Raw genomic sequence first — 25,834 nt, forward strand, 5'->3', positions numbered from 1 at the left:
AACGTCCTCACTCCAACCTTATTCAGTGTCCAACCAATCGACTTTGTCCATCTTCCGGACGACCACGAATTCATCGCGGTTACAGCCAACGGTACCGTAGTAGTTAAAGCCATAGGCTTGTTGTGCATAACCGCCAATCATATGGGTCGGCTTCATGACTGCACGAGTCACCGAGTTGTGAATACCACCGCGAGTTCCAGTTAACTCCGAACCGGGCACATTGATGATTCGCTCCTGTGCGTGATACATCATGCTCATTCCTTCAGGGACGCGTTGCGATACAACCGCTCGAGCACTGATAGCACCATTTACGTTGAAGATTTCGATCCAATCGTTATCTTCAATCCCAGCAGCTTTTGCATCGATTTCGCTGAGCCATACAATCGGGCCACCGCGCGATAGCGTCAGCATCAATAGGTTGTCAGAGTAGGTGCTGTGAATACCCCACTTTTGGTGTGGAGTAATCCAGTTCAACACGATCTCTTTGTTGCCGTTGCCTTTCTTGTTCAGCACTGGCTCCACGGTTTTTAGGTTAATCGGTGGCTTGTAAGCACACAGGGTTTCGCCGAAATCGCGCATCCATTCGTGGTCTTGATAGAACTGCTGACGACCAGTGACGGTGCGCCATGGGATCAGCTCGTGCACGTTGGTATAGCCCGCGCTATAAGACACATGCTCATCCTCCAGCCCCGACCAAGTAGGTGATGAAATAATTTTTCGAGGTTGTGCAACGATATCGCGGAAGCGAATTTTTTCTTCTTCTTTAGGCTTGGCCAGATGGGTGTGGTCACGCCCGGTGAATTCACCCAGAGCTTCCCAGGCTTTCACTGCAACATGTCCGTTGGTTTCTGGCGCTAACGAGAGAATGACCTCACATGCATCGATTGCCGAATCAATCACTGGGCGCCCCTTGTTGGGCCCCTCTTCGTGATGAACACGGTTCAGTTTGCCTAAGAAATCGACTTCTTCTTGCGTATTCCAGTTGATACCTTTACCGCCATTTCCAAGTTTATCCAACAATGGTCCCAGCGAGGTAAAACGGTGATAGGTGCTTGGGTAGTCTCTTTCCACCACAGTGATGTTAGGCATGGTGACGCCAGGAATAGCTTCACACTCACCTTTCCACCATGCTTTCACGCCATACGGTTGGGCTAATTCACCAGGCGAGTCATGCATGATCGGTGTCGTTACGACGTCTTGTTCGATTCCCAAATGACCTTGACATACACGAGAGAATTCCTTGGCAATTCCTTTGAAGATGTCCCAGTCACTGCGCGCCTCCCAAACCGGATCAATGGCAGCAGTCAATGGATGAATGAACGGATGCATGTCCGATGTATTCATGTCATCCTTTTCGTACCACGTTGCCGTTGGTAAAACGATGTCTGAGTACAAACAGGTTGTTGACATCCGAAAGTCTAGTGTCACCCACAAATCAACCTTTCCTTCCGCTCCATCATCAACCCATTCCACATCTTCTGGCTTCTTACCACCGAAATCACCCAAATCTTTACCTAGCAAACCATGTTTAGTGCCTAAAAAGTGCTTCAACATATATTCATGGCCTTTGCCTGATGACCCCAGCAAGTTCGAACGCCAAATAAACATGTTGCGTGGAAAGTTCTTCGGGGCGTCAGGTTGCTCACAAGCGAACTTCAAGCTGCCGTCTTTCAGTTGTGAGACTAAATAGTCCTTCACATCCATACCCGCATTTTTTGCCGCAGCAGCGATTCCGAGTGGGTTACTCCCTAGCTGAGGTGCCGATGGAAGCCACCCCATCCGTTCGGCACGAGTGTTATAGTCAATAATGGAACTTTTCCATTTGTTTTTATCGGCTAATGGAGACACGACCTCGCTCATATCAAGCTTCTCATAACGCCATTGACTCGAATGATTGTAGAAGAATGAAGTACCATTCATATGACGCGGTGGACGCTGCCAATCAAGTGCGAACGCAAGTGGCTGCCAACCGGTTTGTGGACGCAGCTTTTCTTGACCTACATAGTGTGCCCAACCACCACCTGACTGACCTACGCAGCCACACATCATCAACATGTTGATCAAGCCACGGTAGCTCATATCCATGTGATACCAATGATTCAATGCAGCACCAACGATGACCATTGAACGTCCTTTGGTCTTATCTGCATTGCGCGCAAACTCGGTGGCAACACGAATCACATCTGCAGGCCTTACTCCGGTTATCTGTTCTTGCCACGCTGGTGTATAAGGCACATCGTCTTCATAGCTTTGCGCCCGACTTGGATCGTTACTGCCATCATCGACACCATACTGTGCCAACATCAAATCATAAACGGTTGCAACCAACGCAGTCTCACCGTTGGCAAGCGTCACACGCTTAGCTGGGATAAGGCGGATCTGAACTTCGTCATGATGGGTGTGCTGAAAATACTCATACTCATGCGGCGCTGAGCCAAAATATGGAAAACCGACTTCTACCACCTCGTCATTATTGTCTTTGAGGCTCAACTGCAAGTCTAAATCACTGTCTTTGTCTTTTTGCTCAAGGTTCCACTTACCTTTCTCTCCCCAACGATAGCCGATGGAGCCATTTGGGCTTGTCAAACGCTGATCTTTTGAATTCAGTGCGATAGTCTTCCAGTCTGGATTGTTTGCCTCACCAAGATTGTCAACGAGGTCTGCTGCACGCAAAAAACGACCTTGATTAAACGCTTTTTCACCGGGCTCCAGCATGACCAACATCGGCATATCGGTATAACGCTTCACATAGTCCTGAAAGTATGTGCTTTGTTGATTTACATAGTATTCTTTCAAAATGACGTGCCCAAACGCCATGGCTAGGGCGGAGTCTGTTCCTTGGCGCGGAGCTAGCCACGTATCACCAAACTTCGATGCTTCTGAATAATCCGAGGTAATGACACAAGTTTTGGTGCCTTTGTACCGAACTTCAGTTAAGAAATGAGCATCTGGCGTGCGTGTTTGCGGGACATTTGAACCCCATACGATGATGTAGTTTGAATTATACCAATCTGCCGACTCTGGCACGTCTGTTTGCTCGCCCCACACTTGTGGAGATGCCGGCGGTAAGTCACAATACCAGTCATAAAAACTCAGGCAGTTGGCGCCAATGAGTGACAAATAGCGAGCTCCCGCAGCATAAGATACCATCGACATAGCAGGGATTGGCGAAAAGCCACTAATGCGGTCTGGGCCATAAGTCTTTGCGGTATACACATTGCTCGCGGCAATTAGTTCATTCACTTCATCCCAACTTGCTCGAACAAAACCACCAAGACCTCGGCGTTCTTTATAACTCTTTGCTTTTACTGGATCCGTGACAATGGATTCCCAAGCATCGACAGGATCATCGTGTTGGGCTTTTGCTTCACGCCAAAGTTGCATCAATTGTTGACGCATTTTAGGGTACTTCAGGCGGTTTGCACTGTAGATGTACCATGAATAACTGGCGCCTCGTGGGCAGCCACGAGGCTCATGATTAGGTAAATCTGGGCGAGTACGTGGATAGTCGGTTTGTTGGGTTTCCCAAGTCACCAGACCGTCTTTCACATAAATTTTCCAGCTACATGAACCAGTACAGTTTACACCGTGAGTCGAGCGAACGACTTTGTCATGTTGCCATCTCTGGCGATAGCCATTTTCCCAAGTACGATCTTGGTCAGTTGTTACCCCATGCCCGTCGGCAAAAGGTTCTTTTCGGGTCTTGAAAAACCGCAATTTGTCGAGTAAATGACTCATCCTTTAACTCCTGCTAGATGTCGTTACCACGGTAGTGTGGCTAAGCACCTCAGGAAACACCATAGGGTCACCACGTCCACACAGGCGTGTGGTTACCTGAAATTACCCCTGAAGAGGTAGTTGTGTGAATTATTAACCAACTGTTTTATATAATTTTTATTTTTCTTAATACGGTTGTATAGCCCGTCCCAGTGCAGAAGAGGTAGCCCCTTTAACACACTAGACTTATGGTTGTTCGTGCGAGTCGAATGAATAGACGCTAAACTATATGACCCAAGTTTTAGAAATAAATGAGTTAAATGTCTAAGATTTCCATTGTCACGCGGATGGGCATCGCCCTGAGCTTAATCGTTGCACTGACAGTTGGCACTCTCCTTGCCTCTTATTGGTTGTCAGAGCGAGCCGATCAGGATGCTCTCGCCATCAATCTAGCCGGGTCACTGCGGATGCAAACTTATCGGTATGCTTTGCATCATCAACAACAACCGCAATCAGCCGAAGCCTTGAAGTTTGCCGATGAATTGATGGACACATGGAAACATCCAGTTTTTAACCGTTTCAATTTTGGTCAAGGTGAATTGGCGACACAATTTAAATCGACTCGTCAAGACTGGGAGCAATTGCAGTCAAGTTTGATCACGGGCCAGGTTACCGGTGCCGAGCTTGAACGAGAACTAGCGCCACATATCGCTATGCTTCAAAGCTTAGTCAATGCTATCCAAGCTGAAGCGGAATCGCGCATTCGTGCGATTCGTCTTATCCAGATTTTATCTTTATTCAGTACTATTACCCTAGCTGGGTTTATTGCTTATTGGCTTCGTAGTCGGGTCCGTGATCCCTTGCAACAGCTAACCCAAGTTGCTCGGCGTATCGGTCAAGGGGATTTCACTGCTAGGGTCAAACATCATACCGGTGATGAGCTCGGAGTTTTAAGTGCAACACTGAACAAGATGAGTGACGCTATTAGCTACATGTATGGCAACCTCGAAAAACGCGTCGACGAGCAGACACAAGCTATTCAGCGCAGCAATGCAAGACTACAATTTTTATATGACATGGCACGCAATATTATTGAGCGGTCCCCAAGTTATCATGACTTTACTGACATCATTGAAGGTCTGAAAGAAGCGTCCCAAGTGACGGACATTGAGCTGTGCCTCATTACTGCAACGGGCGATAAGCCATACTTGCAAGTTCAGCCCCAAGAACAGGCTGATGACCCATGCGCAGGGGTTGATTGCGCAGCTTGTGTTAGTGCAGGTGGAGGTGTCAGTGTGATGGATAATAAACGCGTTTTCCGATTTCCGTTGGAACGCGAACATCATTATTATGGGGTGTTAGTCGCACGATGCGAACGTGGTGATCAACTGGATGACTGGCAGCAACAATTGATGCAGTCGGTCAGCGATCAACTGGCGATTGCATTGAGCCTCAAGCAAGAAGAAGATCAAGTGCGGCGTTTAGCGCTAATCCAAGAACGAACAGTAATTGCGCGAGAATTACACGATTCACTAGCACAAGCACTATCGTATTTAAAAATTCAGGTCACTCGACTCGATCGAGCGATTGCGAAAGATAATCATGAAATTATTGAAGATGTCTCTCAGGAACTTAGAGAAGGGTTAAGTTCGGCTTACCGACAGTTGCGTGAACTCCTGACAACCTTCCGATTGAAAGTAGATGGCTCAGGTCTCATTAACGCCCTGCAAACGACTATCAAACAATTTGAAGAGCAATCAGACTTACTCTTTCGACTCGATTATCAACTTGCTAACAGCCCTCTTGCTCCACACGAGGAAATTCATCTACTGCAAATTATTCGTGAAGCATGTCAGAACGCAATTCATCACAGTCAAGGCACTGAAGTAGTCATTCGCATCCAAGAATCCATTGACCAAGGTATCAGTTTAAGTATTGAGGATGATGGCGTCGGTATCCCTGAGCAAGCGGAAAAGCTGAACCACTATGGACTTGCGATTATGCAGGAGCGCAGTAAACATTTAGCCGGCGAAATTTTTATTCGTCGACGTGATGAGGGCGGTACAGGTGTTTACTTCAGTTTCCGTCCTGAATATTTGAAAGAACGTGATTCTGAGATAGCTTAAGGATTGAAGTAAACACTATGGCGGCGCAAATAGACGCTTGCTACTAGCAATCCGCAAAGCGCATAGAATCCAGCAAAGGCAACGAAAGCTAAGTCAGGTGTGCCAGTGACACTATGTACTCCCCACATTAACGGCATATATCCAGCCCCTGCAATGGCGCAAGCAGATAACCACCGTAAAGCACTCGGTAGTTGATGCAATGGAAACAATACACTCGCTGAGCGACAAATCGCACTACTGGCGATAGAAGCCGCTGCAAACAACGAAAAGAATATAAACAAAAAAAGTAAAAAGAAGCGTTCTGGTGCTGCACTTAAATATGCACTACCCGTCACCCAAGCCGCCGCCAAACTTATCAACATTAAAGCCAGCGAGCAGACTAAGGTTACTTTGGCGCCACCATATTGATCCGCTAGCCACCCTCCCAAAGGTCTCACCACAACACCAATCAAAGGACCTAACCATGCATAGGTGAGGGCTTGAGGAGCATAGTCATTACTGAATACGGCGACTAATTGCCCTTCCTGCCAGTGTCTGCTCACACCGAAAACGAAAGTTAGTACTAGTGGAAAGCTTAGCGCTAGCCCAACGAAAGTTCCAAATGACATTATATACAGCACCGTCATCAACCAGATATGTGGATTACGAAATAACGCCCAACGAGAATAAGGTGCCGATGCTAATTGATGAGAGTTACTGGCAACGGGGAGTTTCCACAAACTTACCAGCACTATCATGACACCAAAAAAAATGCCGATATGCCCCAACGTCAAATCAATTCCGGGACGCATACCACCAAGCACAGTCCCAGTGCTTACCAACGTTCTATGGGTCACTAAATCATCAACAAACACATTGGGTACAATCACAACTAAAGGCGTGATTATCTGAGCAACGATAATACCAATACCGCCCATACTCGCTGTGAGTGCAAGATCCCAACCGGGCGTTTGAGTATTGCTTTGAGTCTTCATACTACGTAAAAATAACTGCGCACCGCCAAGCCCGCAAAGTATAGCTAAGAGTTGGAGAAGGGGATAACTCACGACCGATATACTGAAAATCCATACCGAAAGTAGACAAGGTATGAGAAGAAGACCACTGATGATACGAATGAAATTCGATAGTAACGCTCGAACTCCTAAAACAAAAAATAACAGTTGGAAACCGGCAGCAGCAAAGCCAGATAGAGCTAGCAATCCGAATAATTGAGCAAACGAAAACCCTAAATCCAGCGCATACAGCAGCACGACAAGCACACTCCAGCTCATCCATACTGCTGTGCTGCTCATCAAATGTATGCTTGCTAACTTATTTAAATTCTCAATTTGCACTGTCGTCTGCGCTTAGTTGTTGTCCACTTGGCTCGCTAATCTTAACTAAGCTTAGAATGGCGATAGCAATGGTTGCTCACAAGCTATTGATAGAGATATTGCTGGGTTATTCCGAGATAGAAGCTATACTACCAATGAGGTATTTATATTTTAAGCTGTTGTTTTTATTGACTTATTTAATATATAAATTTTGAGCATCGTTCGTCTATGGAGCTTACTTTAGGAGCTCTTATAGCGGATATATGTAAGAATGAGTGGCATCGGATAAAGGAGAACGAATATGACTGACGTGCGCTCGAGCATTATGCTCGTAGACGACCATCCGCTATTAAGAAAAGGGCTAAGGCAACTGATTTCCTTCGAGGACGATCTTGAAGTTGTTGCCGAATTTAGCAATGGCAAAGATGCGATTCCGAAGGCCGTAGAATTGGATCCCGATCTAATTATTCTCGATTTCAATATGCAAGGTTTGGATGGCGTAGAAACATTAAAACGTATGCGAGATGAAGGGGTAACATCTCGCATCATCATGCTTACCGTATCCGATGCAGATGAAGATGTCGTTTCAGCGATTACAAATGGTGCCGACGGTTACTTATTAAAGGATATGGAGCCTGAACAACTGATTGAACAAATCAAACGTGCTCTGGAAGGAAAAATGGTGCTAAGCGAAGTGATTACCGAGGTCTTAGCGACCGCTTTGCGCCGCCCGGCTCCACAAGGCAGCGGGAAACTTGAAAGCCTTACTAAGCGCGAATTCGAGATATTAAAGCTCATAGCCAAGGGCATGAGCAATAAAGTTATTGCACGGGAACTCGATATCTCCGACGGCACCGTAAAAGTCCATGTGAAACATTTATTGAAAAAGTTAGGTCTACGTTCTCGTGTTGAGGCTGCAGTATGGATGGTGAATCAAGAAGGTGATCGAAAGTGAGTAACACCTGGACGCCAGTTCAAACAGCGCTTGCTGCCATACAGAATTTAGTCAGTCCTATCACTGACACCGAGAGCATCGATTTATTCAGTGCATTAGATCGCGTGCTTGCTGAATCTGTGTTTGCTTCTATCAATGTTCCTGGCTTTGATAATTCAGCTATGGACGGTTATGCCGTGCGTGCAGTAGAGGCCAATACACGTATGCCTTTACAGGTCGTTGGAAATGCCTATGCTGGCCACACCTTTGTAGGCGAACTTCCGGCGGCAAGCTGCGTTCGAATTATGACCGGTGCACAACTGCCAACCGGAACTGATGCTGTCATTATGCAGGAACAAGTCGAGCGCACAGATGAACAGATTATTTGCCAGACCGATTTGCAGGTCGGTGACAATGTGCGTTTGTGCGGCAGTGACATTAAACAAGGCACCACCATTTTGACCGCCGGACAGCGGCTAACACCTGTTCATCTGGGCTTGCTCGCTTCCATTGGTATTGCTCACGTCAAAGTTGTTCGTAAGCTCAAAGTCGCACTTTTCTCCAATGGTGACGAACTAATTCAGCCCGGACAATCTCTTCCGAGCTCGAGTCACTTATACGATAGTAATCGATTCGTGCTCAATGGAATGTTGCAACGTCTCAATGTAGAGATTCATGATCTGGGTCGTATCCCCGATAATCCGAAAGCACTTGAAGACGTCTTCAAACAAGCCATGCAGAGTGCAGATGTGGTCATTTCGAGTGCGGGAGTATCTGTTGGTGATGCGGACTTTACCAAAGATGTCATGAGCAAGCTTGGCCACATTGAATTTTGGAAAATTGCCATGAAACCGGGTAAGCCTTTCGCTTTTGGTAAGCTTGGCTCTAGTTGGTTTTGTGGATTACCAGGTAACCCGGTAGCAGCTGTAGTCACTATGAATCAAATTGTACAGCCGATGCTACGGAACTTAGCTGGCGAACAATGTTCAGCTGTAACAACATTCACTGCAGAAGCTAGCTGTGTTATCAATAAGCGACCAGGACGTACTGATTTCCAACGGGGTTACTTTGAACAAAAAGAAGGCAAGCTGTTTGCTAGACCCGTCGGTAGCCAAAGTTCAGCCCTACTCACGAGTGTAGCGCGTGCCAACTGTTTTATCATCTTAGAGCAAGATCGCGACAGCGTATCCGCCGGTGAATCAGTTACCATTCAACCGTTTGATCGCTTCATGATCTAGGTCAAAGTATCTTTTTGTAACACACCTCAAAATGAGCGCTTTAACTGTGCTAATTTGGGGAGTTTCATGAAGCTTGTTGATGCGCTGGTCAGTGAACTGCAAGATATTAGCTGCAGCGAGCTATTTGGGATTCCCGGTGATTTTGTTCTACCTCTTTTACAGGGGCTACAACAAAATGGGCAGCTACCATTTTATAGTCTGCACCATGAACCAAGCGTTGTTTATGCGGCCGACGCATGTGCCAGATTCGCTCAGCGTCCAAGTGCGGTGGTGCTCACCTATGGGGCTGGTGCTCTCAATGCTGTGAATGCAATTGCACAAGCCTACGTAGAAAGAGTACCACTAGTTATTATTACCGGCTTCCCCGACAAGCAGGAAATCGATCGCAATATCGCAATTCATCATCAAGCCAAAAATCTTGATTCACAACGTTCTATTTTGGCAGAAGTAACGACTGTACAAGTTCGCATTGATAATGCCGAAACTGCACTCAAAGATCTCCGCTATGCATTGAGATGTTGCCAGAAAGAATCACGCCCTGTGCTCGTCGAAATCCCTCGTAGTGCCTCCAATCTAGAAATTGCAGAATCAAACTTTGGGAAACTGATTAGGCGCGGCAAAAATGCTCCTCGGAACTCGGCAAAACTTATCACGTTGATTGCGGAAAGACTACAAACCGCTAAACGCCCCGTGCTGCTTGCCGGAATTGAGGTACAACGTTATGGTGCTAGTGAAGCCTTACAGAATCTTGCCCAACAGCTAAACATTCCAATTGTCACAACTTTATTGGCTCGTGCCGCAGTTACTCACAGCCATCCATGTGTCCTTGGTACGTTTGTCGATGACACTGATCAACTACCGTATCATTTGTTGCAGAATAGCGATCTGATTATTCATTTCGGTGTGATAGTTAACGACAGCAACTTTGCCGCATATCCACAATTTGCCAAGGGCGCTAAAGTCATTCAATTACATCAAAATATTACCGTACTTGATGATATGGCGTTTGCAAATACTGACCTGGCTTCGTGCTGTGAACAATTGCTCGAACGGAATTTGCATCCATTTTCTACTTGGTGGAGTAAAACGCCCATTACCACATTGATTGAACATGAAACCTGGAACGCATCAACAATTGTTGAAGAAATTGATGCAGCGCTCGTAAAGCAATCGGAAATTGTTCCTATCATTAGTGATATCGGTGATTGTTTATTTGCATCGTTACATGCAAAAGCTACACATGTATTAGCTCCAGCATACTATGCATCAATGGGTTATGGCGTTCCTGCGGCTTTGGGTGTATATGTTTCGAGCCGACTGCGTTCTGTCGTACTAGTCGGTGATGGTGCATTTATGATGACTGGACTCGAAATCAGCCAGCTCAAGGCACACGGTGCAAAACCAATTATTGTTATCTTCAATAATAAATGTTGGGACATGATCGAGGCATTTTCACCCGGGCTTAGTTGTGCTAGCCGTCCTGAATGCGATCTGCAACAATTGACCACTGCTCTTGGTGCGCAAAGCTATCAAGCAACCACTATTGTTTCCTTTAATCAAGCGTTCCAACAAGCCTGGCAAGATACAACAAGCATTCATGTGATAGAGGTACTACTGACCAACCATCGTAGTCAGCGATTAGAGAGTTTCGCGCAACGCTTCGTGCAAGGCTGCAGCCTTTAAGTGAGCTACTACCCTCATACCTCGTTGTAACTCTAATTGCTGCCAAGCAGCACGAGTAATTAAGGCAAAGAACACCTGTTGCGCAACGGCTAGTTCAACTAATAACTCTGCTTGGTGCATTGCTGGATGGTAATCCACTATTTCGCAACGCAATTGGTTCTGTACGCTACTCCCGCCTACGGGCTCAAGAGTTAAACTAACGTCCCGAGCATAGATACGAATGCGATAATCACTGCCAACCTTAAATTCAACATGCTCAGAGCAAGGTAATTGGAGTCTTTGGTTGCCCAACTGCACGACCAACTGTTGATTTTCATTTACCTGTAAAATTGACGTGTTTAATACACTCACAGCAACTTGTGAGCGCAAAGGTTCTTGCTTTAATTGCTCTGACAAAGGGCCTGCTTGTAGCACTTCACCAGCTTTCAATACAACCAAGTAATCACTTATTTCAACTACATCTGTTAACTGGTGACTAACCCAAATAACAGGTAAGTTAAACCGTATATTGAGGTTGCGAAGTAACCTTACAAGTTGTCGTCGAGTGGTTTCATCAAGTGCAGCAAATGGTTCATCAAGCAACAATAACTGTGGCTGGCCTAAAATAGCTCGCGCAAAAGCAACTCGTTGTTGTTGTCCGCCTGAGAGTTGCGATGGCCGTTGCATCAGCAACGTAGTCAAATCACAGGCGCTGATGATCTCATCCCATAAAATAGAATGTTGCTGAGCGCGTTGCCATCCATATCGAAGATTATCGTAGACTGTCAAATGCGGAAATAAATGGGGTTGCTGCAATACCAAACCAACATCTCTTAATCGAAGTGGCTGATCGCGAAAACGAACTGTTGTTTTGGATTGTTCATTTAATCCCGCGATAGTTTCAATCAAGGTAGTCTTGCCGCCACCGGATTCCCCGACTATAGCGGTAATTCCGTCACTAGGCAGAGTCAATTGTACTCGCAATGAAAAGTTTTGAAGCGGTATTGCACAATCAATCGTTAGACTCATTGCGCTCTTCTCCGTCCATAGACGATTGTCAGCACAACCAATGCAACGGCTATCATACCTAAGGACAATTTATGCGCCGCGGTGTAGTTCAGTGCTTCAGTGTGATCGTAAATTAATACAGACAATACCTGCGTCTCACCCGGAATGCTGCCACCAATCATTAATATCACACCAAACTCACCTAAAGTGTGGGCAAATACCAAGGTAGCAGCAACTATAAAGCCACCACGACACATTGGCAGTGCCACAGTCCATAATGCATCCAATTTAGAAGCACCGAGGCTTTCTGCAACAAAGAGTGGTCGTCGCCCCATGGTTCGGAAAGCTTCGGTTAAAGGCTGGACTGCAAACGGTAATGAATAAATTACACTACCAATAACGATACCGGTAAAGGTAAAGGCTAAATGCCTCCCACCAAGAAACTCCATAGTTTTGCCAACAAAGCCCTGTGGACCAAGTGCAATCAACAAATAGAAACCAAGAACCGTAGGCGGTAATACCAGTGGCATCGCTACCAAAGCTTGGATCCAATGACGCCAGCGTTTTCTAGTAAATGCTAACCACCATGACAGTGGCGTTGCGATCGCCAATAATATGACCGTTGTCAGCGCAGCAAGCTGCAGAGTGAGGCTGATTGCCTGCCAATCATTCTCCTGCAGCATACAGTAGCTCCTGGTCGTCAGTGATCTTTTGATAACCGTAACGCAGCATAATCTGTTGCGCAGCGTCGCTCCACAGCATCGCTAACATCAAACTCGCACCTTCGCTTGTCTCGCCATGTTTTGATAACGCCGCAGTGTGAGCCAATAGCGGTGCGTTATTTAAGTGACTGTAGTGTTGCGCGGTACCACCTAATTCAATCACTTGACTCAACGCAACAAAGCCCATAGGCACCGCGCCAGCATAAACTCGATGAATCACTTGGGCGGCGTTTTCGGCATATATAAAACGATCTTGAACTGCCGTTAACCACTCCTGCTGTTCTAGAAATGCTATGGCGGCCTGCCCGTAAGGAGCATGTCGCGGTTGTGCAATTCCAATATGTCGAGCATTCCTAAGCAAAGTTTCCAGTCGGCCCGTCTGTTCTGGGTGCCACAAAACGACTTCACCATAAGCAAATATGCGCGGTGCGACTGCAAGTAAGTTGAGTTCCTTTAATACATTCAAATAATAGGGGTCGGCTGCGATCAAAACGTGGTAGGGAGCGCCGTGCTGCACTTGAGCAACTAGTTTGCCAGTTGCCGCATAGCTTAATTGCACACGATAATTTGGATAACGTTGCTCAAACGACTGCGTAATTTCAGTAATTGGCGCACGTAACGAGGATGCGACTGCTACATGAATGTCTTCCTTGCCGTATGCAACGGATATACACAACGCCAACAATAAGAGAACTAAGAGTCTCAAAGCCATTGCTTTTGAGCCTCTTTGTCACTTGCTTTTGCTCTAACCCAATAGCGTCCAGACGTAGTCAACTCCTGCTTCCAAAACGGCGCTTCGGTTTTTAAATAATCCATGATGTACATTGCTGCAGAAAAGGCTGCCTTTCGATGAGCCGAGGCAACCCCAACAAAAACGATTTGCTCATTCAACGCTAACGTCCCAACTCGATGAATGATTGTTATACTACCCGTCTGCCAACGCATTTGAGCTTGCGTTGCAAGTTGCTCTAAAACTTTTTCGGTCATGCCCGGATAATGCTCTAACCGCATGGACTCTAGTCTTGCATCAGGTAACTCACGCACTAGACCACTAAAGGTCACGATGGCTCCACAGCTTGAGTCTCGCGCCAGGATTTGGTACTCCTCAGACACTGAAAAGTCGTCAGTTTGAATACGAATGATGTTACTCATTTCAACCTCCAGTGACCGGTGGAAAGAACGCAAGCTCATCACCAGCATAGACACGATCTTGCCAACCGCAGAAGCTAAAGTTCTTCGTACAAAGAATATCTTTGTCTTGTAACTCGGAGGTCCAATCAGGGTTGATTTCTACTAGCCGAACACGCAGCGTTGCCAATGTCTCATTTGGTCTGCAATCTATGGTCAACTCTGGGCAATTCAAACGTTCGCGTAATGCAGCGAAAAATTTTACTTTAACCATGTGTAGTGTGCTCCCGTCGCCAATGACCAGTTTTCCCGCCAGTTTTTTCCTGTAATTGAATACCGTTTATCGTCAAGCTCGGGTCGACTGACTTGCACATATCATGAATGGTTAACGCGGCAACGCTGACAGCTGTTAAAGCTTCCATTTCTACTCCAGTAGAGCCCTCAACAGCACAGGTTGCTTGCACGAACACTTGCCCCTTTTCTGTCAACAGCTCAAACTCAACTGCAACCTTGGTTAACGCTAATGGATGACAAAGTGGAATTAAATCACTGGTTCGTTTCGCAGCCATGATACCTGCAACCCGCGCGACAGCGAGTACATCTCCTTTGCGCAGCGCTTGTAGCTCTATTTGCTCCACCACCGCCGGAGTCGTTTGCACGGTGCCAACAGCTACCGCCTGACGATACGTAGTCGACTTTTTACCCACGTCAACCATGTGAGCTGAACCCGCTTTATCCAGATGCGTAAAATTTGACTGATTCATGGTTCGAACTCCTAACCGTGCTTACCGAGCAAACGCCCAACAAAGTTACAGGGACCTTGACCGCTATCGAGCTGCGGCTCAATGATCTCGCACCAGGCCAATTCTGCGGCAGATCTAGAACCCGGGATTGCAAATATTAAGGTGTTATTCGCGAGTCCCGCTAAAGCTCGAGATTGTAAAGCAGAACTACCGATTTCTTGCCAGCTTCGCTGCCTGAAGAGTTCACCAAAGCCATCGATGACCTGATCAAGTAGAGGTACAATCGCCTCCGGCACACAATTATGTTCAGCAAATCCTGTACCGCCATTCAACAACACCACATTCAAATTTGGTTCCGCAATCCAACGCGATACCACAGCACGCAGAAGGTACTTGTCGGTTCCGATAATTTGCCGTTGGTAACGATGATGTCCTGCATCAACAATTGCATCCGCAAGCCAATCACCAGTTTCATCACTGCTCGGAGTGTGGCGGTCCGAAACCGTTGCCAAGGCAACGTGCAGGGCACGTGGCGTTGTTGCATTCACGATACTTCTCCTAAATATTGAAGGGCTTGGCGCCACTGTTGTGGAGTATTGGTGTTTTGAAGCTGATAGGTGAGTTGCCATTCGAGTGACCGCGCCTGCATGTATTCGAGCAGCCCCCGAACCGAGCGATTACCGTCTTCAGCAGAGATCTGTTGCAGCAGATAATCAGCTAGCTTCTCATTATTTGGCAGTAGACAAGGTAACGGCGTGCAGCTGAAATAGCTTGCACACTTTTGCTCGATCAAAAACCGTAAAACCTCCAACGTCAGCAGCGGCATGTCGACTGGAACAATTACTACGTAGTCATAATTGCAGTAGGGCAAGCTACTTAACACACCACCTAAAGGGCCGCGGTTGGCAATGGTATCTTCGATAAAGCCTTGGTCATTTCGACTCACAATGACCTCTTCACAACCACTTGATTTCAGTAGCTTCATAGTGCGTTCTAGTTGCGAACGACCGTCGATTTCAAGTAAAGCTTTATCTTGCCCCATTCGAGAGGACGCACCACCAGCCACAATAACTCCAGTAACTCCCGGCATGCTAACCTCCGATCATCGCCAAATGGCGTGTAGAACCACTTTGTCCTTGATGTAAAAAATGCGTAGCCTTTTTGGTCAGTACCATCTCTTGCAAGGCTTGTTGGAGAGGTCGGGTGTCATCTTGCTGAAGATAATCCCGCAAGTTTTGATGTTGTTCCGTAAATAGACAGAGAAATAGCTGCCCACGACTTGATACTCGCAAGCGGTTGCAGTCATCACAAAAATCGCTGCTGTACGGCATAATGAGACCTAGCTTACCTTGGTAGTCTTGATGCCAAAACTCTTGTGCTGGTCCTGAGGTGGGGCCTTTCTGACACTGAGCCCAGTTATTATGAAGTAATTGCTGTTTGATATTTTCACCACTGATATGGTGACGCTGATAATAACCAACATTATCTGAAGTGCGCATCAATTCGATAAATCTCAGACTTACTTTACGGGTGCGAATGAACTCAAGAAATTCAGGAAGTGCGCCGCCGTTATAGCCCTTTAGCAAAACGCTATTTATTTTAACTTTAGGGATGCCTATGGCGATGGCTTGGTCAATTCCATCAAGAATGCTAGGAAGACGATTTTGGCCTGTAATCAAGTGAAATGTGCTTGCATCAAGACTATCTACACTCACATTTATCGCGTCTACACCTGCTGCATGCCAATCGCTGATGTCACGCTGGAGTCGATACCCGTTGGTCGTGATAGCGACTTCCTCGATACCTGGTATTGCTTTAACCGTTTGAATGACTTCTAACAGATCTTTTCGTAAGCAAGGTTCTCCGCCTGTTAGACGCACCTTACGAGTACCGAGCTGAGCGAACGCTGTAACTAAACGTCGAATTTCTGGGAGAGTCAGTTCTTCAGAACGGGACGTACAATCGGGTCCGTTTGGCAAACAATAGTCGCACCGAAAGTTACAACTCTCAGTGAGTGATAGACGCAAATAGGTAAAACGTCGTGCAAAGCGATCAACTAGCATGTGCTACACCTTTCCAAATTCGGGAGGTAGCCACGTTTCCGTGACCACCCGGTGGTCAATCAGACCACGGCACACTGCGCATCATGTTGCATGTTTATGAAGCAACACCTTAGCGCGAGAGGCTCGGCGTGTATGTGTTGTTCATACTAGAGGTGTAACTGCTAGATTGTTATTGCCATGAAGGGGGTGAGGAACTACCCCATAAGGGATAGTTCACAAAAATAAACCGTCGATTCACATTTTTGAAGAGCTGCGCACGTCTTCGATGCGCAAGCTGCCGGAGCCGCTCTCAATAACGTTCAGGTCGCCGACACTACGCACTACAATACCGCCTGAACCATCGTCAATAGTGACCTTGCCGACTACTTGCTCAATATCCATTGAGCCAGAACCGTCTTCAACGTTAAGGTTGCCGCTGAGATTGCGTACAGTAATCGAACCAGAGCCGTCGTCGATGTCGACATTGCCGGCGTTTTCGACATTGATACTGCCTGAACCGTCTTCAATATCGATATCACCCATAATATCGCGCATGACAATTGAACCAGAGCCGTCATTCACTTCAACGTCGAGCTCGGCGGGCACACGCACAACCAAATTAATATAAGGGCTGTCGCCGCGATATGAGTTGCGATCAAAGTCTGCGATTAACACTGCATCATCACCAGCTTGCTCGAGTGATAAGCGAATTTCATCAGCATCGCGATAGTAAATTTCCGCAACCACATCGATTCGGGTACGTCCCGACTCACCGATAATTTCTAAGCTACCTGCACCGGTGTCTGCTTTGAGCTCATCAATACCGCTTGTACTTAACGACAGGTTCCGCGTTTCATGCTGCAAGTCACTATTACCCCACATGCCACGATCGTCAGAAACATCTGCGTAAACGACGCAGCCAGTTAACATAGTCGCGGTGACTAAAGCTAGTGCTGTTGCTTTCATTCTGGTTTCCTTCTGCAATTTCATATCACTTATTATGGTCAGATTCAGAGTAGACGCAACGAAAGTACGAAAGGTTTACTTGCCGCACGTATTTCACGATTCGCGAATGAGTTTGGTTATATACACTGAAGCTAAAGCGCGTTAGTTTTATGTAGTCAAATGAACGCCTTCGGGCAGTATGAGGAGAGAACTACATGATTGTGCGAACGCTGGAAGATTGCCGTAACTCAGACCGCAAAGTAGACGGTGAAACTTGGAACAGTGTCAGAATGTCGCTCAAAGACGACAATATGGGCTACTCCTTTCATATCACCACCATCTATGCCAATACCGAAACTCCCATTCACTATAAAAATCATTTAGAGACTGTTTATTGCATTAGTGGCGAAGGCTCGATCCTAGATTTAGCAACCGGTATTGAACACCCCATCAATCCTGGCACCGTGTATATGCTGAACAACAACGATAACCACATTTTGAAAGCCAAAACCGAATTGCAGATGGCCTGTGTATTCAACCCGCCCCTAAACGGCAAAGAAACGCATGGGCCAGACGGTGCATACCCGCTTGAAGCAGAGGCTGTGACCGACTGATGACTCTAGACCAGTGGCTTATACTAGCAATTTTGCTGGCGACCGTGGTGATGTTTTTGCTGGGGCGCTGGCGGCATGACATGGTGGCATTAGCGGCACTACTCGCCTGCGTAATTGCTGGACTGGTGGATGGCTCAGCCGCATTCCAAGGCTTTGGACACCCCGCTGTGATTACCGTCGCCTGTGTATTAATTTTAAGTCAGGGTTTGCAGAATTCCGGTGCAGTTGATGCCTTAACTCGTGTTGCCCTACCGGCCAATGCCGGAGCTATTGTGAGTATCAGCGCTCTCGTTGGATTGGGCGCATTGTTGTCTGGCTTTATGAATAACGTCGGTGCCATGGCGCTGCTTATGCCTGTTGCCGTGCATGTTTCGAAACGACTGGAGCTAACCCCCGGACAGATTTTGATGCCTCTCGCCTTCGGCACTATTTTAGGCGGCATGACAACCCTAGTCGGAACCCCACCTAATATCATTGTTTCTGGCTTTCGCGCCGAAGCAGGTTTAGGCAACTTCGGTATGTTCGACTTCACTCCTATTGGCCTAGCCGTGGCAGCCGTAGGTGTCATTTTTATTGCAGTGATTGGCTGGCGAATAGTGCCAGCGCGCAAACAATCAGGCGTCGAAGGCTTTGAGTCCGGCGCCTATATTACTGAGGTTCGAGTTGAAGAAGGCAGCAAATCAGACGGTTTGGCGCTGCATGAAATTGAAGCAGAACTAAAGGATATTGATGCGCAGATTATTGGCATTGTTCAGCGCGAGGTAAAGATCATTGCCGCTAACCCCGGTCGCCGAGTGCATGCGGGCGATATATTAATGCTCGAAGCGGAAGCCGAAGCGCTTAAAGACGTACTCTCCATACTGGGTCTAAAGCTCGAAGAGTCGGTTGAAGATGACGAGGAAGCTGAATCGAAAGACGAAAAGAGCGAAGACGATCAAGAAGATAGCAAACAAAGCGAAATCACATTACTAGAGCTCGTCGTCCAGCCGAGCTCACGACTTGTCGGATATTCCGCGAAAGATATCCTGCTAAGAACCCGTTACGGCATTAACCTACTCGCATTTTCTCGAGAGGGTAAGCGTTCGATGAAGCGGCTACGCGCGATTAACTTCCAGTCTGGTGATTTGCTGCTAATGCAAGGCCCACCGGAGGCCATTGCTGAGTTTGCAGCAGACAATGGCTGCGTGCCTCTAGCACAGCGCGAGCTACGGATTCCAAACACTGCCAAAATTTGGCAAGCCAGTTTGGTCATGATTGGAGCTATTGCAGTGGCGGCGCTAGGCTGGTTGCCTGCAGCAGTCTCTTTCGCTCTGGGTGTACTCGCATCCATGGCACTGGGAACTGTGTCGCTACGTAAGGTTTATGAAGCGGTAGACTGGCCAGTGATAGTGCTCCTCGGCGCGCTAATCCCAGTTGCGGGAGCTATGGATTCTACTGGAACGGCTGCGCTTATTGCTACCTTCCTGGTTGATAGCGTAGCTCAAGGCAACGCCATTATCGGCTTGCTGGCCATTTTGCTAGTAACAATGTTCTTATCTGACCTCATGAATAATGCAGCCACCGCCGCGGTGATGTGCCCCATTGCGATTAGCATTTCATCAGTACTCAACGTGAATCCAGACTCGTTCTTGATGGCGGTTGCGATTGGCGCTTCCTGTGCCTTCCTCACCCCTATTGGCCATCAAAATAATACGCTGATTCTAGGCCCCGGTGGCTTCCGCTTTGGCGATTATTGGAAGCTCGGCCTACCCGTTCAAATATTAGTAGTCGTGGTCTCTATGCCACTATTGCTCATCGTCTGGCCACTTTAGTTGCGGTCGTTGAGGCGTGAAAATGCGTAGCTCGCGCAATAGATGATTTTTATCTATAGTCATTTCTGTAATGAGGAGTGAGCGAAAAAGGATTATCAAACATGACTACCCCCCGATTAGCTTTTGCAGTTGTGGCCTTTATAGTCACGGCTCCTGCATATTCGCAAAGCTGCGACGATTCGATTGTCCCACAAGCGCTTGAGCTGGTTAGACAGCAACCCAAAACAGGACAAGAGTTCTCCGAGCGCCTATCTCAAATGGATTCTTATTATCAAACGTGCCCAGAACACCCATGGGTAAACGCACTTGCTGCGGTAACCGACACTCAGGCATATGAACTGATTACTCGCTCCAATAATGGTCAACCCAACCAACAAGCCATTAGCTTTTTGAGTCGTGCTCTATTGCGCTCAAACGTCTATTTTGACACGCCAACAGTTGAACGAAAGGAACGCTTTAACCTTCAGTTAAGTAACGGTATGGGCAACTTAAGACATGAAGATATTGCCAAGAATAGAAATACTATTTTTGATCACTTAATGACCTTAGGCCGAACCAATCGCATCCATCCTTACCTATCTGGAACCGAAGCATTGCAATGCACGAGTGGACGAGAAGGCGATACTCAGCGCATCGGATTTGCCATCAAATCTAAGAATGACCTAGTGTTTTTACCATTCATCGATCAATTTGCGGAGGCTTGTCGTGCAACAGGCGATCCCAAACGGACGTTAGCGATTGCAGTACAAGCAAGAGTGTACCGAGATGTGGTCAAGAACCAACTTGTGACCGATGAAGTCTTGATTCGAGATTACCTGCAGAAAGCGCAACAAGCAGAATCGAATTATTTGGCCTCTCACAACTATGATATTCACTGGAGCGAGCAAGACTCGAAATCACTGCGCATTCTATTACGCGACTACCAAATGACCAACACGATACCTAAAGCACGCTGGTTTACCCCAGACGCTATCGAGTCGGCAGAAGTAACGGAATCGATAGCGCTCGAGATGAATAATCGTTGGTTAGAAATTACGAAGAGCATTGAGGACGATAATCCAGCAACTTCTGCTGTCGCTGGCCGGCAATTCAGTCAATACGTATTTAGCCTGATGAATGCTGGCAAAGAAGCAAATATGAACGAGCCGGCAAAGGCCGCTATTCACAAAGCATTAACCGCATTTGTGGCCGGCGATATCCGAACCAGCGCAACGCAATACTTGCCAATGCCATCACAGATGTTTTTAAACGTGTTATTTAACTCACTGAAACCACAGTAGCGGCGCGGAAGACGGCTAGCCTGCTGCGGCGTATGCAGCTTTGAGCCAAGCGGCAACTTCGGCATCAACTTGCGCAGGATCGGTGAATTTAACGACATAATTGCACATTTTACCGGTGCCTTGTGGCTCTAATCGTGGTGATTCCGGGAGCGCTTTTATATTTAACCCAAGTTCCACTCGCGTGTTGGTCGCAGGACCAATCATGGCAAACTGTTTGCTGCGGCGATAACTGACGTATTTTTGCTTGGGTGCTGTTTCATAAGCACCGAGAGCTTCCAGTTGCGCGAGCAAGCGCTCGTGTATAGGACGTAACTCCGCCTTAGCTCCAACATAGAGTGTATCTAGTGGATTATCCGCCGCTGCCGGTGACTGAACCCCGTCATTCTTGGCTAAATGCGCAATGGTATTGGCATCGCCATGACCCATACCTAGGTCAGACTTCAGCATCTTCACAATTTCGCCGTGCTTGCTCAGCCCGCTGTTTTGGACGAGAGCTTTGAGTTCGTCTACGGTTTTGCCCGTGCGAGTTTCAATATTCTTGAGCTGCGTTTGTAATGCTTGTTGTGGATCTGCCATGTTCACCTCCAGACATTTCTTAGCTTGCTGAGTCAGAAGCCAAGGAAAAGAGTTCCTCTACGGGCACATTAAAGTAGCTCGCGAGCTTCAATGCAATAACGACCGATGGCGTGAAACGCCGGGTTTCAACGGTACTGATGGTTTTGCGCGACACGCCAATGGCGTCGGCTAGATCTTGCTGCGACATACCGTGCTGAGCACGGTATGCCGGCAAGGTGTTTAGCACTTGATCATCCATTCGCATCGTCTCCTTGGTCACGCATTTCCCATAATACTGAAAGCGACCAAACAAAGGTTCCGACAACAATCAGTGACAAACTGTAAGTACTCACCGTTACATAACTACCAATAGCTGTGTCTGCTAGGTTCTCGCCAATTAGCACACCAGGAATAAGCACCACAATGAGACCGACAAATGCTCGCGCATTGGCTTTACGACTAGTTTCACGGGTAAATTCGTCATTGTAGATGCCGAACATTTCACGCCAACCGCCCACGAGCTTATGATTCCCAACACTCATGCGTGCAACCACACCAATAAAGAGCAGCGCCACCAGAACCATGAGAATGTTGGGCCACTCGCCCGCATTGATACCTGCCAACTCTAACCATTTCGCCGTCAACATAATGGCGAAGTACACACCACTAATTAAAGATACATAAGCGCCATATTTAAGCGATTTCGCCTGCGCTTCAGCTGACCATTTTGACATAGGATTATCCTCCATATAGGTACCGATATGATACCCTTAGGTTTCATAATATAACCCAAAGGTATCATATTGCAACCCTAAGGTATCAAATAATATTCTGATATTCTTTTCAGCCAATGTCACTTGTGATAGCTCTTTACATTCCTAGTCGCTTCGGCAACGATGGCGTATCAACCGAGGAAGCCGCATGAATTATCTCACTGCCACTGAAATAGCCCGCGCCATCGAAGCCGGAGAGCTCCGCTCAGAAGACATTACCGAGCACTACCTACAACGTATTGAGCGCTTGAATCCTGAGTACAACGCCTACGTGCAAATCTATGCAGAGCAGGCACGAGAGCAAGCCAAAGCATTGGATGGCAGCAAAGCAAAACGCGGTCCGCTGCACGGTGTGCCGATTTCGATAAAAGAATGCTATTTACTGGAAGGCACCGCTACGACCATCAATTACCCGCCGCTGAAGAACTATCTTGGCAAACAAACCTCACCGCTGGTGCAACGTTTGATCGATGCTGGCGCAGTGATTCTCGGTAAAACTAACGTGCCGCAACTACTGGCCGATGGACAAACCTTTGGTCCGTTGTATCCAACTGCCAATAATCCCTTTGACCCGACACGTACTCCGGGCGGCAGCACGGGCGGTGGAGCGGCAGCGTTGGCGGCTGACTTGTGCGCTTTAGAACTCGGCAGTGACATTGGTGGCTCTATCCGCAATCCCTCCAGTTTTTGTGGCCTCTTTGGCTTAAAACCGACTGAGAACGGGCATAGCCATGACAGTCACGTGCCACCGTTGCCTGAGCATCAATTAGGGATAAGTGTGATGAACTGCACGGGGCCATTGGCGCGCAGTGTTGAGGACTTAGATCTCGCGTATCGCGTTCTATACCCAGAGCAAAAACTAGCGAAACTCAGTAAGCCGCTAAGTGGTTACACCTTCGGTTATTTTGACACTTTTCATGATTTGCAGGCGGGCACTTCGGTCACGAGCGGACTGGAAACCTTAAAGAAGCTGGCGGGCGCTCAAGGTGCGAGCTTGAAGCCAATTACCATAGACTCCAAACTTGCAGCACGAATCATGCAGCTATGGGCTGAATTATTTGGCTATTCCATCGCGCAAAACTTACCTTGGTTGATTCGCAAAATATTCTATTGGAAGTTTCGTGGGACCTTGCGCGATAGCAGTATGGACCTGATTCCGTCGCTGAAACGAGGCTTGAACCTCGACTTCAAAACATTCAGTCACGCGCTGTACGAGCGCCGCGAGGTGGCGTCTGAATTGATGCGTTGCTTTGAAGGATGTGATGCGGTGTTGAGCCCCACGTCGATGGGGCCTGCATTCCCTCACAATCATCAGCATCAACGCATTGCATTAGACGGACAGCAGATCCCCTATATGGATTACTGTTTTGCCTTTGTCGCGCTCTACAATTTGAGTGGACAGCCTGTGCTCACGGTTCCCACTGGCGTTGATAATAATGGTCTACCGGTGGGTATCTCGATTGCTGCCAAGCATCATCAGGAAGGACTACTGTTGCATATTGGCAAGCTGCTCAGTGCTGCGGGACTGCAATTCAGTGCCCCACAGCTCTGAGCTCGTGATTAGTTAGGCTTGCATTTGCTGGCGTAGGTAATCGTCGTAGGTCCCGGAGAAGTCGCGCATGCCTTGGTCGGTCAGTTCAATAATTCGGGTGGCAACGGACGACACAAACTCGCGGTCATGGCTGACAAACAAGATGGTGCCGTCGTAATTTTCCAGCGCCAAGTTGAGAGCTTCAATAGATTCCATGTCCAAGTGGTTGGTTGGCTCATCCATGATCAGCACGTTCGGCCGCTGCATAATGAGCTTGCCGAAAATCATACGGCCTTTCTCGCCACCGGATAAAATGGTGACCGGCTTTTTGATATCGTCTTGTGAAAACAACATGCGCCCCAAAACGCCACGAATGGCTTGCTCGTCATGATGCGGCTGTTTCCATTGGCTCATCCAGTCAAACACGCTGATCTTGTCTTTAAACCAATCCGCATGATCCTGTGCGTAATAGCCAATATTCACATTCTCAGACCATTTAATGACACCGCCATTGGGTACATATTGTCCCATCAAGCACTTCAATAAGGTCGACTTGCCGATACCGTTAGTTCCCAAAATAGCGACTTTTTCACCGACTTCGATCATCGCGCTGATATCTTTGAGTACCTGATTGTCATCAAAGGCTTTATTGACCTTTTCCATTTCCAACGCGAGTCGGTAAAGCTTCTTTTCTTGCTCAAAGCGAATAAATGGACTGACTCGGCTAGATGCTTTGACTTCGGCTAATTGAATCTTCTCAATTTGACGGGCTCGTGAAGTGGCCTGCTTCGCCTTGGATGCGTTGGCCGAGAAACGACTTACGAACTGCTGCAATTCGGCAATTTTCTCTTTCTTCTTGGTGTTCTCATTCAGCAATTGTTCGCGCGCCTGAGTCGCAGCAAACATATATTGGTCATAGTTGCCCGGATACACTCGCAACTCGCCGTAATCAATGTCAGCCATGTGCGTACACACGCTATTTAAGAAATGGCGATCGTGCGAAATGATGATCATCGTTGCTTGGCTTTCATTCAGCGTATCTTCCAGCCAGCGGATAGTATTGATGTCCAAGTTGTTGGTCGGTTCGTCGAGCAACATGATGTCCGGCTCGGAAAACAACACCTGCGCCAGCAACACACGCAACTTGAGGCCCGGCGCTATTTCACTCATCAAGCCGTAATGTGCCTCAACCGGAATACCCACTCCAAGCAACAATTCGCCAGCGCGAGATTCTGCGGTGTAACCATCCATTTCCGCGAACTCGACTTCGAGATCAGCAACGCGCATGCCGTCGTCTTCACTCATGTCGGCTAGGCCATAAATGCGGTCTCGTTCAGATTTTACTTGCCACAACTCTTCATGACCCATAATCACCGTATCAACTACGCTAAATTGCTCGTAGGCGAACTGGTCCTGGCGCAACTTACCGACGCGCATATTGGGTTCAATTGAAACATTCCCAGCAGATGGCTCTAATTCGCCGCTTAAAATACGCATAAAGGTGGATTTCCCACAGCCGTTTGCGCCAATTAAGCCGTAGCGATTGCCACTGCCAAATTTCACAGAAATGTTTTCAAAAAGAGGTTTAGCACCAAATTGCATGGTGATGTTTGCAGCAGAAATCACGTTAGAGCACCCGAACAAAAATTAGGCGCGTAATCTACGTGTTTCCGCCGCAAAACACAAAGGAAG

Annotated in this window: 24 protein-coding genes and 1 riboswitch; of the genes, 8 read left to right on the top strand and 16 right to left on the bottom strand. The window is 47.4% G+C overall.

The window, feature by feature from the left end; genetic code table 11:
• Positions 1 to 18 precede the first annotated feature (18 nt).
• Positions 19 to 3,738, bottom strand: a complete 3,720-nt coding sequence (locus ACN0S4_RS08430; protein ID WP_417657246.1) for a nitrate reductase subunit alpha — start codon at positions 3,736 to 3,738, stop codon at positions 19 to 21.
• A 299-nt stretch (positions 3,739 to 4,037) separates the two neighbouring features.
• On the opposite strand from ACN0S4_RS08430, the gene ACN0S4_RS08435 reads away from it, so the two are divergent.
• On the top strand, positions 4,038 to 5,843 hold the full coding sequence (locus tag ACN0S4_RS08435; protein WP_417657247.1) for an ATP-binding protein: 1,806 nt from the start codon (positions 4,038 to 4,040) through the stop codon (positions 5,841 to 5,843).
• Here ACN0S4_RS08435 and ACN0S4_RS08440 read toward each other — a convergent pair.
• Positions 5,840 to 7,177 carry an MFS transporter gene (locus ACN0S4_RS08440; RefSeq protein WP_417657248.1) on the bottom strand — a complete coding sequence of 446 codons (1,338 nt, stop codon included), beginning with the start codon at positions 7,175 to 7,177 and terminating at the stop codon, positions 5,840 to 5,842. The two genes, ACN0S4_RS08435 and ACN0S4_RS08440, sit on opposite strands and share 4 nt — an antisense overlap.
• 280 nt (positions 7,178 to 7,457) lie before the next feature.
• On the opposite strand from ACN0S4_RS08440, the gene narL reads away from it, so the two are divergent.
• The 3 genes from narL (at position 7,458) to ACN0S4_RS08455 (ending at position 11,011) form a co-directional block, all read left to right on the top strand.
• On the top strand, positions 7,458 to 8,111 hold the full coding sequence (gene narL / locus ACN0S4_RS08445) for a two-component system response regulator NarL (protein WP_417657249.1): 654 nt from the start codon (positions 7,458 to 7,460) through the stop codon (positions 8,109 to 8,111).
• Positions 8,108 to 9,328 (top strand): gephyrin-like molybdotransferase Glp, encoded by a 1,221-nt coding sequence (gene glp / locus ACN0S4_RS08450; RefSeq protein ID WP_417657250.1) that lies wholly within the window; start codon positions 8,108 to 8,110, stop codon positions 9,326 to 9,328. The genes narL and glp overlap by 4 nt, the downstream gene beginning before the upstream one ends.
• 66 nt (positions 9,329 to 9,394) lie before the next feature.
• Positions 9,395 to 11,011, top strand: a complete 1,617-nt coding sequence (locus tag ACN0S4_RS08455; RefSeq protein WP_417657251.1) for a thiamine pyrophosphate-binding protein — start codon at positions 9,395 to 9,397, stop codon at positions 11,009 to 11,011.
• Here the strand turns inward: ACN0S4_RS08455 and ACN0S4_RS08460 are convergent.
• The 10 genes from ACN0S4_RS08460 to ACN0S4_RS08505 all read right to left on the bottom strand — a co-directional run bounded on the left by ACN0S4_RS08460 (position 10,967) and on the right by ACN0S4_RS08505 (position 17,599).
• Positions 10,967 to 12,019 carry a molybdenum ABC transporter ATP-binding protein gene (locus ACN0S4_RS08460; protein WP_417657252.1) on the bottom strand — a complete coding sequence of 351 codons (1,053 nt, stop codon included), beginning with the start codon at positions 12,017 to 12,019 and terminating at the stop codon, positions 10,967 to 10,969. The two genes, ACN0S4_RS08455 and ACN0S4_RS08460, sit on opposite strands and share 45 nt — an antisense overlap.
• Positions 12,016 to 12,681, bottom strand: a complete 666-nt coding sequence (modB, locus tag ACN0S4_RS08465; protein ID WP_417657253.1) for a molybdate ABC transporter permease subunit — start codon at positions 12,679 to 12,681, stop codon at positions 12,016 to 12,018. The genes ACN0S4_RS08460 and modB overlap by 4 nt, the downstream gene beginning before the upstream one ends.
• Positions 12,665 to 13,432 (bottom strand): molybdate ABC transporter substrate-binding protein, encoded by a 768-nt coding sequence (gene modA / locus ACN0S4_RS08470; RefSeq protein ID WP_417657254.1) that lies wholly within the window; start codon positions 13,430 to 13,432, stop codon positions 12,665 to 12,667. The genes modB and modA overlap by 17 nt, the downstream gene beginning before the upstream one ends.
• The gene (gene moaE / locus ACN0S4_RS08475) at positions 13,423 to 13,872 is read right to left on the bottom strand and encodes a molybdopterin synthase catalytic subunit MoaE (RefSeq protein ID WP_417657255.1); all 450 of its coding nucleotides are present in this window, start codon (positions 13,870 to 13,872) and stop codon (positions 13,423 to 13,425) included. The genes modA and moaE overlap by 10 nt, the downstream gene beginning before the upstream one ends.
• A gap of 1 nt (position 13,873) precedes the next feature.
• Positions 13,874 to 14,122, bottom strand: coding sequence for a MoaD/ThiS family protein (locus ACN0S4_RS08480; RefSeq protein WP_417657256.1), 249 nt, complete (start codon positions 14,120 to 14,122; stop codon positions 13,874 to 13,876).
• The gene (moaC, locus tag ACN0S4_RS08485; RefSeq protein ID WP_417657257.1) at positions 14,115 to 14,612 is read right to left on the bottom strand and encodes a cyclic pyranopterin monophosphate synthase MoaC; all 498 of its coding nucleotides are present in this window, start codon (positions 14,610 to 14,612) and stop codon (positions 14,115 to 14,117) included. Before moaC ends, ACN0S4_RS08480 begins: the two co-directional genes overlap by 8 nt.
• An 11-nt stretch (positions 14,613 to 14,623) precedes the next feature.
• On the bottom strand, positions 14,624 to 15,139 hold the full coding sequence (locus ACN0S4_RS08490; protein ID WP_417657258.1) for a molybdenum cofactor synthesis domain-containing protein: 516 nt from the start codon (positions 15,137 to 15,139) through the stop codon (positions 14,624 to 14,626).
• Positions 15,136 to 15,681, bottom strand: a complete 546-nt coding sequence (gene mobA, locus ACN0S4_RS08495; RefSeq protein WP_417657259.1) for a molybdenum cofactor guanylyltransferase — start codon at positions 15,679 to 15,681, stop codon at positions 15,136 to 15,138. The genes ACN0S4_RS08490 and mobA overlap by 4 nt, the downstream gene beginning before the upstream one ends.
• 1 nt (position 15,682) lies before the next feature.
• A complete protein-coding gene (moaA, locus tag ACN0S4_RS08500; RefSeq protein ID WP_417657260.1) occupies positions 15,683 to 16,654 on the bottom strand; it encodes a GTP 3',8-cyclase MoaA in 972 nt (323 codons plus the stop codon).
• A riboswitch (molybdenum cofactor riboswitch) is annotated at positions 16,644 to 16,795 on the bottom strand. (Overlaps the previous gene by 11 nt.)
• A 93-nt stretch (positions 16,796 to 16,888) precedes the next feature.
• Positions 16,889 to 17,599: a hypothetical protein gene (locus tag ACN0S4_RS08505; protein ID WP_417657261.1), complete on the bottom strand. Its 711-nt coding sequence runs from the start codon at positions 17,597 to 17,599 to the stop codon at positions 16,889 to 16,891.
• Between the two features lie 194 nt (positions 17,600 to 17,793).
• Between ACN0S4_RS08505 and ACN0S4_RS08510 the strand changes: the two genes are divergently transcribed.
• The 3 genes from ACN0S4_RS08510 to ACN0S4_RS08520 all read left to right on the top strand — a co-directional run bounded on the left by ACN0S4_RS08510 (position 17,794) and on the right by ACN0S4_RS08520 (position 21,283).
• Positions 17,794 to 18,192, top strand: a complete 399-nt coding sequence (locus ACN0S4_RS08510; protein WP_417657262.1) for an ectoine synthase — start codon at positions 17,794 to 17,796, stop codon at positions 18,190 to 18,192.
• Complete coding sequence (locus tag ACN0S4_RS08515; RefSeq protein ID WP_417657263.1) at positions 18,192 to 20,003, top strand: SLC13 family permease; 1,812 nt, start codon at positions 18,192 to 18,194, stop codon at positions 20,001 to 20,003. The genes ACN0S4_RS08510 and ACN0S4_RS08515 overlap by 1 nt, the downstream gene beginning before the upstream one ends.
• A gap of 101 nt (positions 20,004 to 20,104) precedes the next feature.
• On the top strand, positions 20,105 to 21,283 hold the full coding sequence (locus ACN0S4_RS08520) for a hypothetical protein (RefSeq protein ID WP_417657264.1): 1,179 nt from the start codon (positions 20,105 to 20,107) through the stop codon (positions 21,281 to 21,283).
• 15 nt (positions 21,284 to 21,298) lie between these two features.
• Here ACN0S4_RS08520 and ACN0S4_RS08525 read toward each other — a convergent pair whose 3' ends face one another.
• From ACN0S4_RS08525 to ACN0S4_RS08535, 3 genes are read right to left on the bottom strand one after another with little or no spacing between them, the layout of a single operon-like run.
• Positions 21,299 to 21,859: a DUF4287 domain-containing protein gene (locus tag ACN0S4_RS08525; protein WP_417657265.1), complete on the bottom strand. Its 561-nt coding sequence runs from the start codon at positions 21,857 to 21,859 to the stop codon at positions 21,299 to 21,301.
• 19 nt (positions 21,860 to 21,878) lie between these two features.
• Positions 21,879 to 22,097 carry a helix-turn-helix transcriptional regulator gene (locus tag ACN0S4_RS08530; protein ID WP_417657266.1) on the bottom strand — a complete coding sequence of 73 codons (219 nt, stop codon included), beginning with the start codon at positions 22,095 to 22,097 and terminating at the stop codon, positions 21,879 to 21,881.
• On the bottom strand, positions 22,090 to 22,572 hold the full coding sequence (locus ACN0S4_RS08535) for a hypothetical protein (RefSeq protein ID WP_169930749.1): 483 nt from the start codon (positions 22,570 to 22,572) through the stop codon (positions 22,090 to 22,092). The genes ACN0S4_RS08530 and ACN0S4_RS08535 overlap by 8 nt, the downstream gene beginning before the upstream one ends.
• Positions 22,573 to 22,759: 187 nt before the next feature.
• Between ACN0S4_RS08535 and ACN0S4_RS08540 the strand changes: the two genes are divergently transcribed.
• Positions 22,760 to 24,163: an amidase gene (locus ACN0S4_RS08540; RefSeq protein ID WP_417657267.1), complete on the top strand. Its 1,404-nt coding sequence runs from the start codon at positions 22,760 to 22,762 to the stop codon at positions 24,161 to 24,163.
• A 12-nt stretch (positions 24,164 to 24,175) separates the two neighbouring features.
• Here ACN0S4_RS08540 and ACN0S4_RS08545 read toward each other — a convergent pair whose 3' ends face one another.
• Positions 24,176 to 25,768 (bottom strand): ABC-F family ATPase, encoded by a 1,593-nt coding sequence (locus tag ACN0S4_RS08545; protein WP_417657268.1) that lies wholly within the window; start codon positions 25,766 to 25,768, stop codon positions 24,176 to 24,178.
• Positions 25,769 to 25,834 lie beyond the last annotated feature (66 nt).

The organism is Pseudidiomarina aestuarii (assembly GCF_048263735.1).
Lineage (GTDB): Bacteria > Pseudomonadota > Gammaproteobacteria > Enterobacterales > Alteromonadaceae > Pseudidiomarina > Pseudidiomarina aestuarii_B.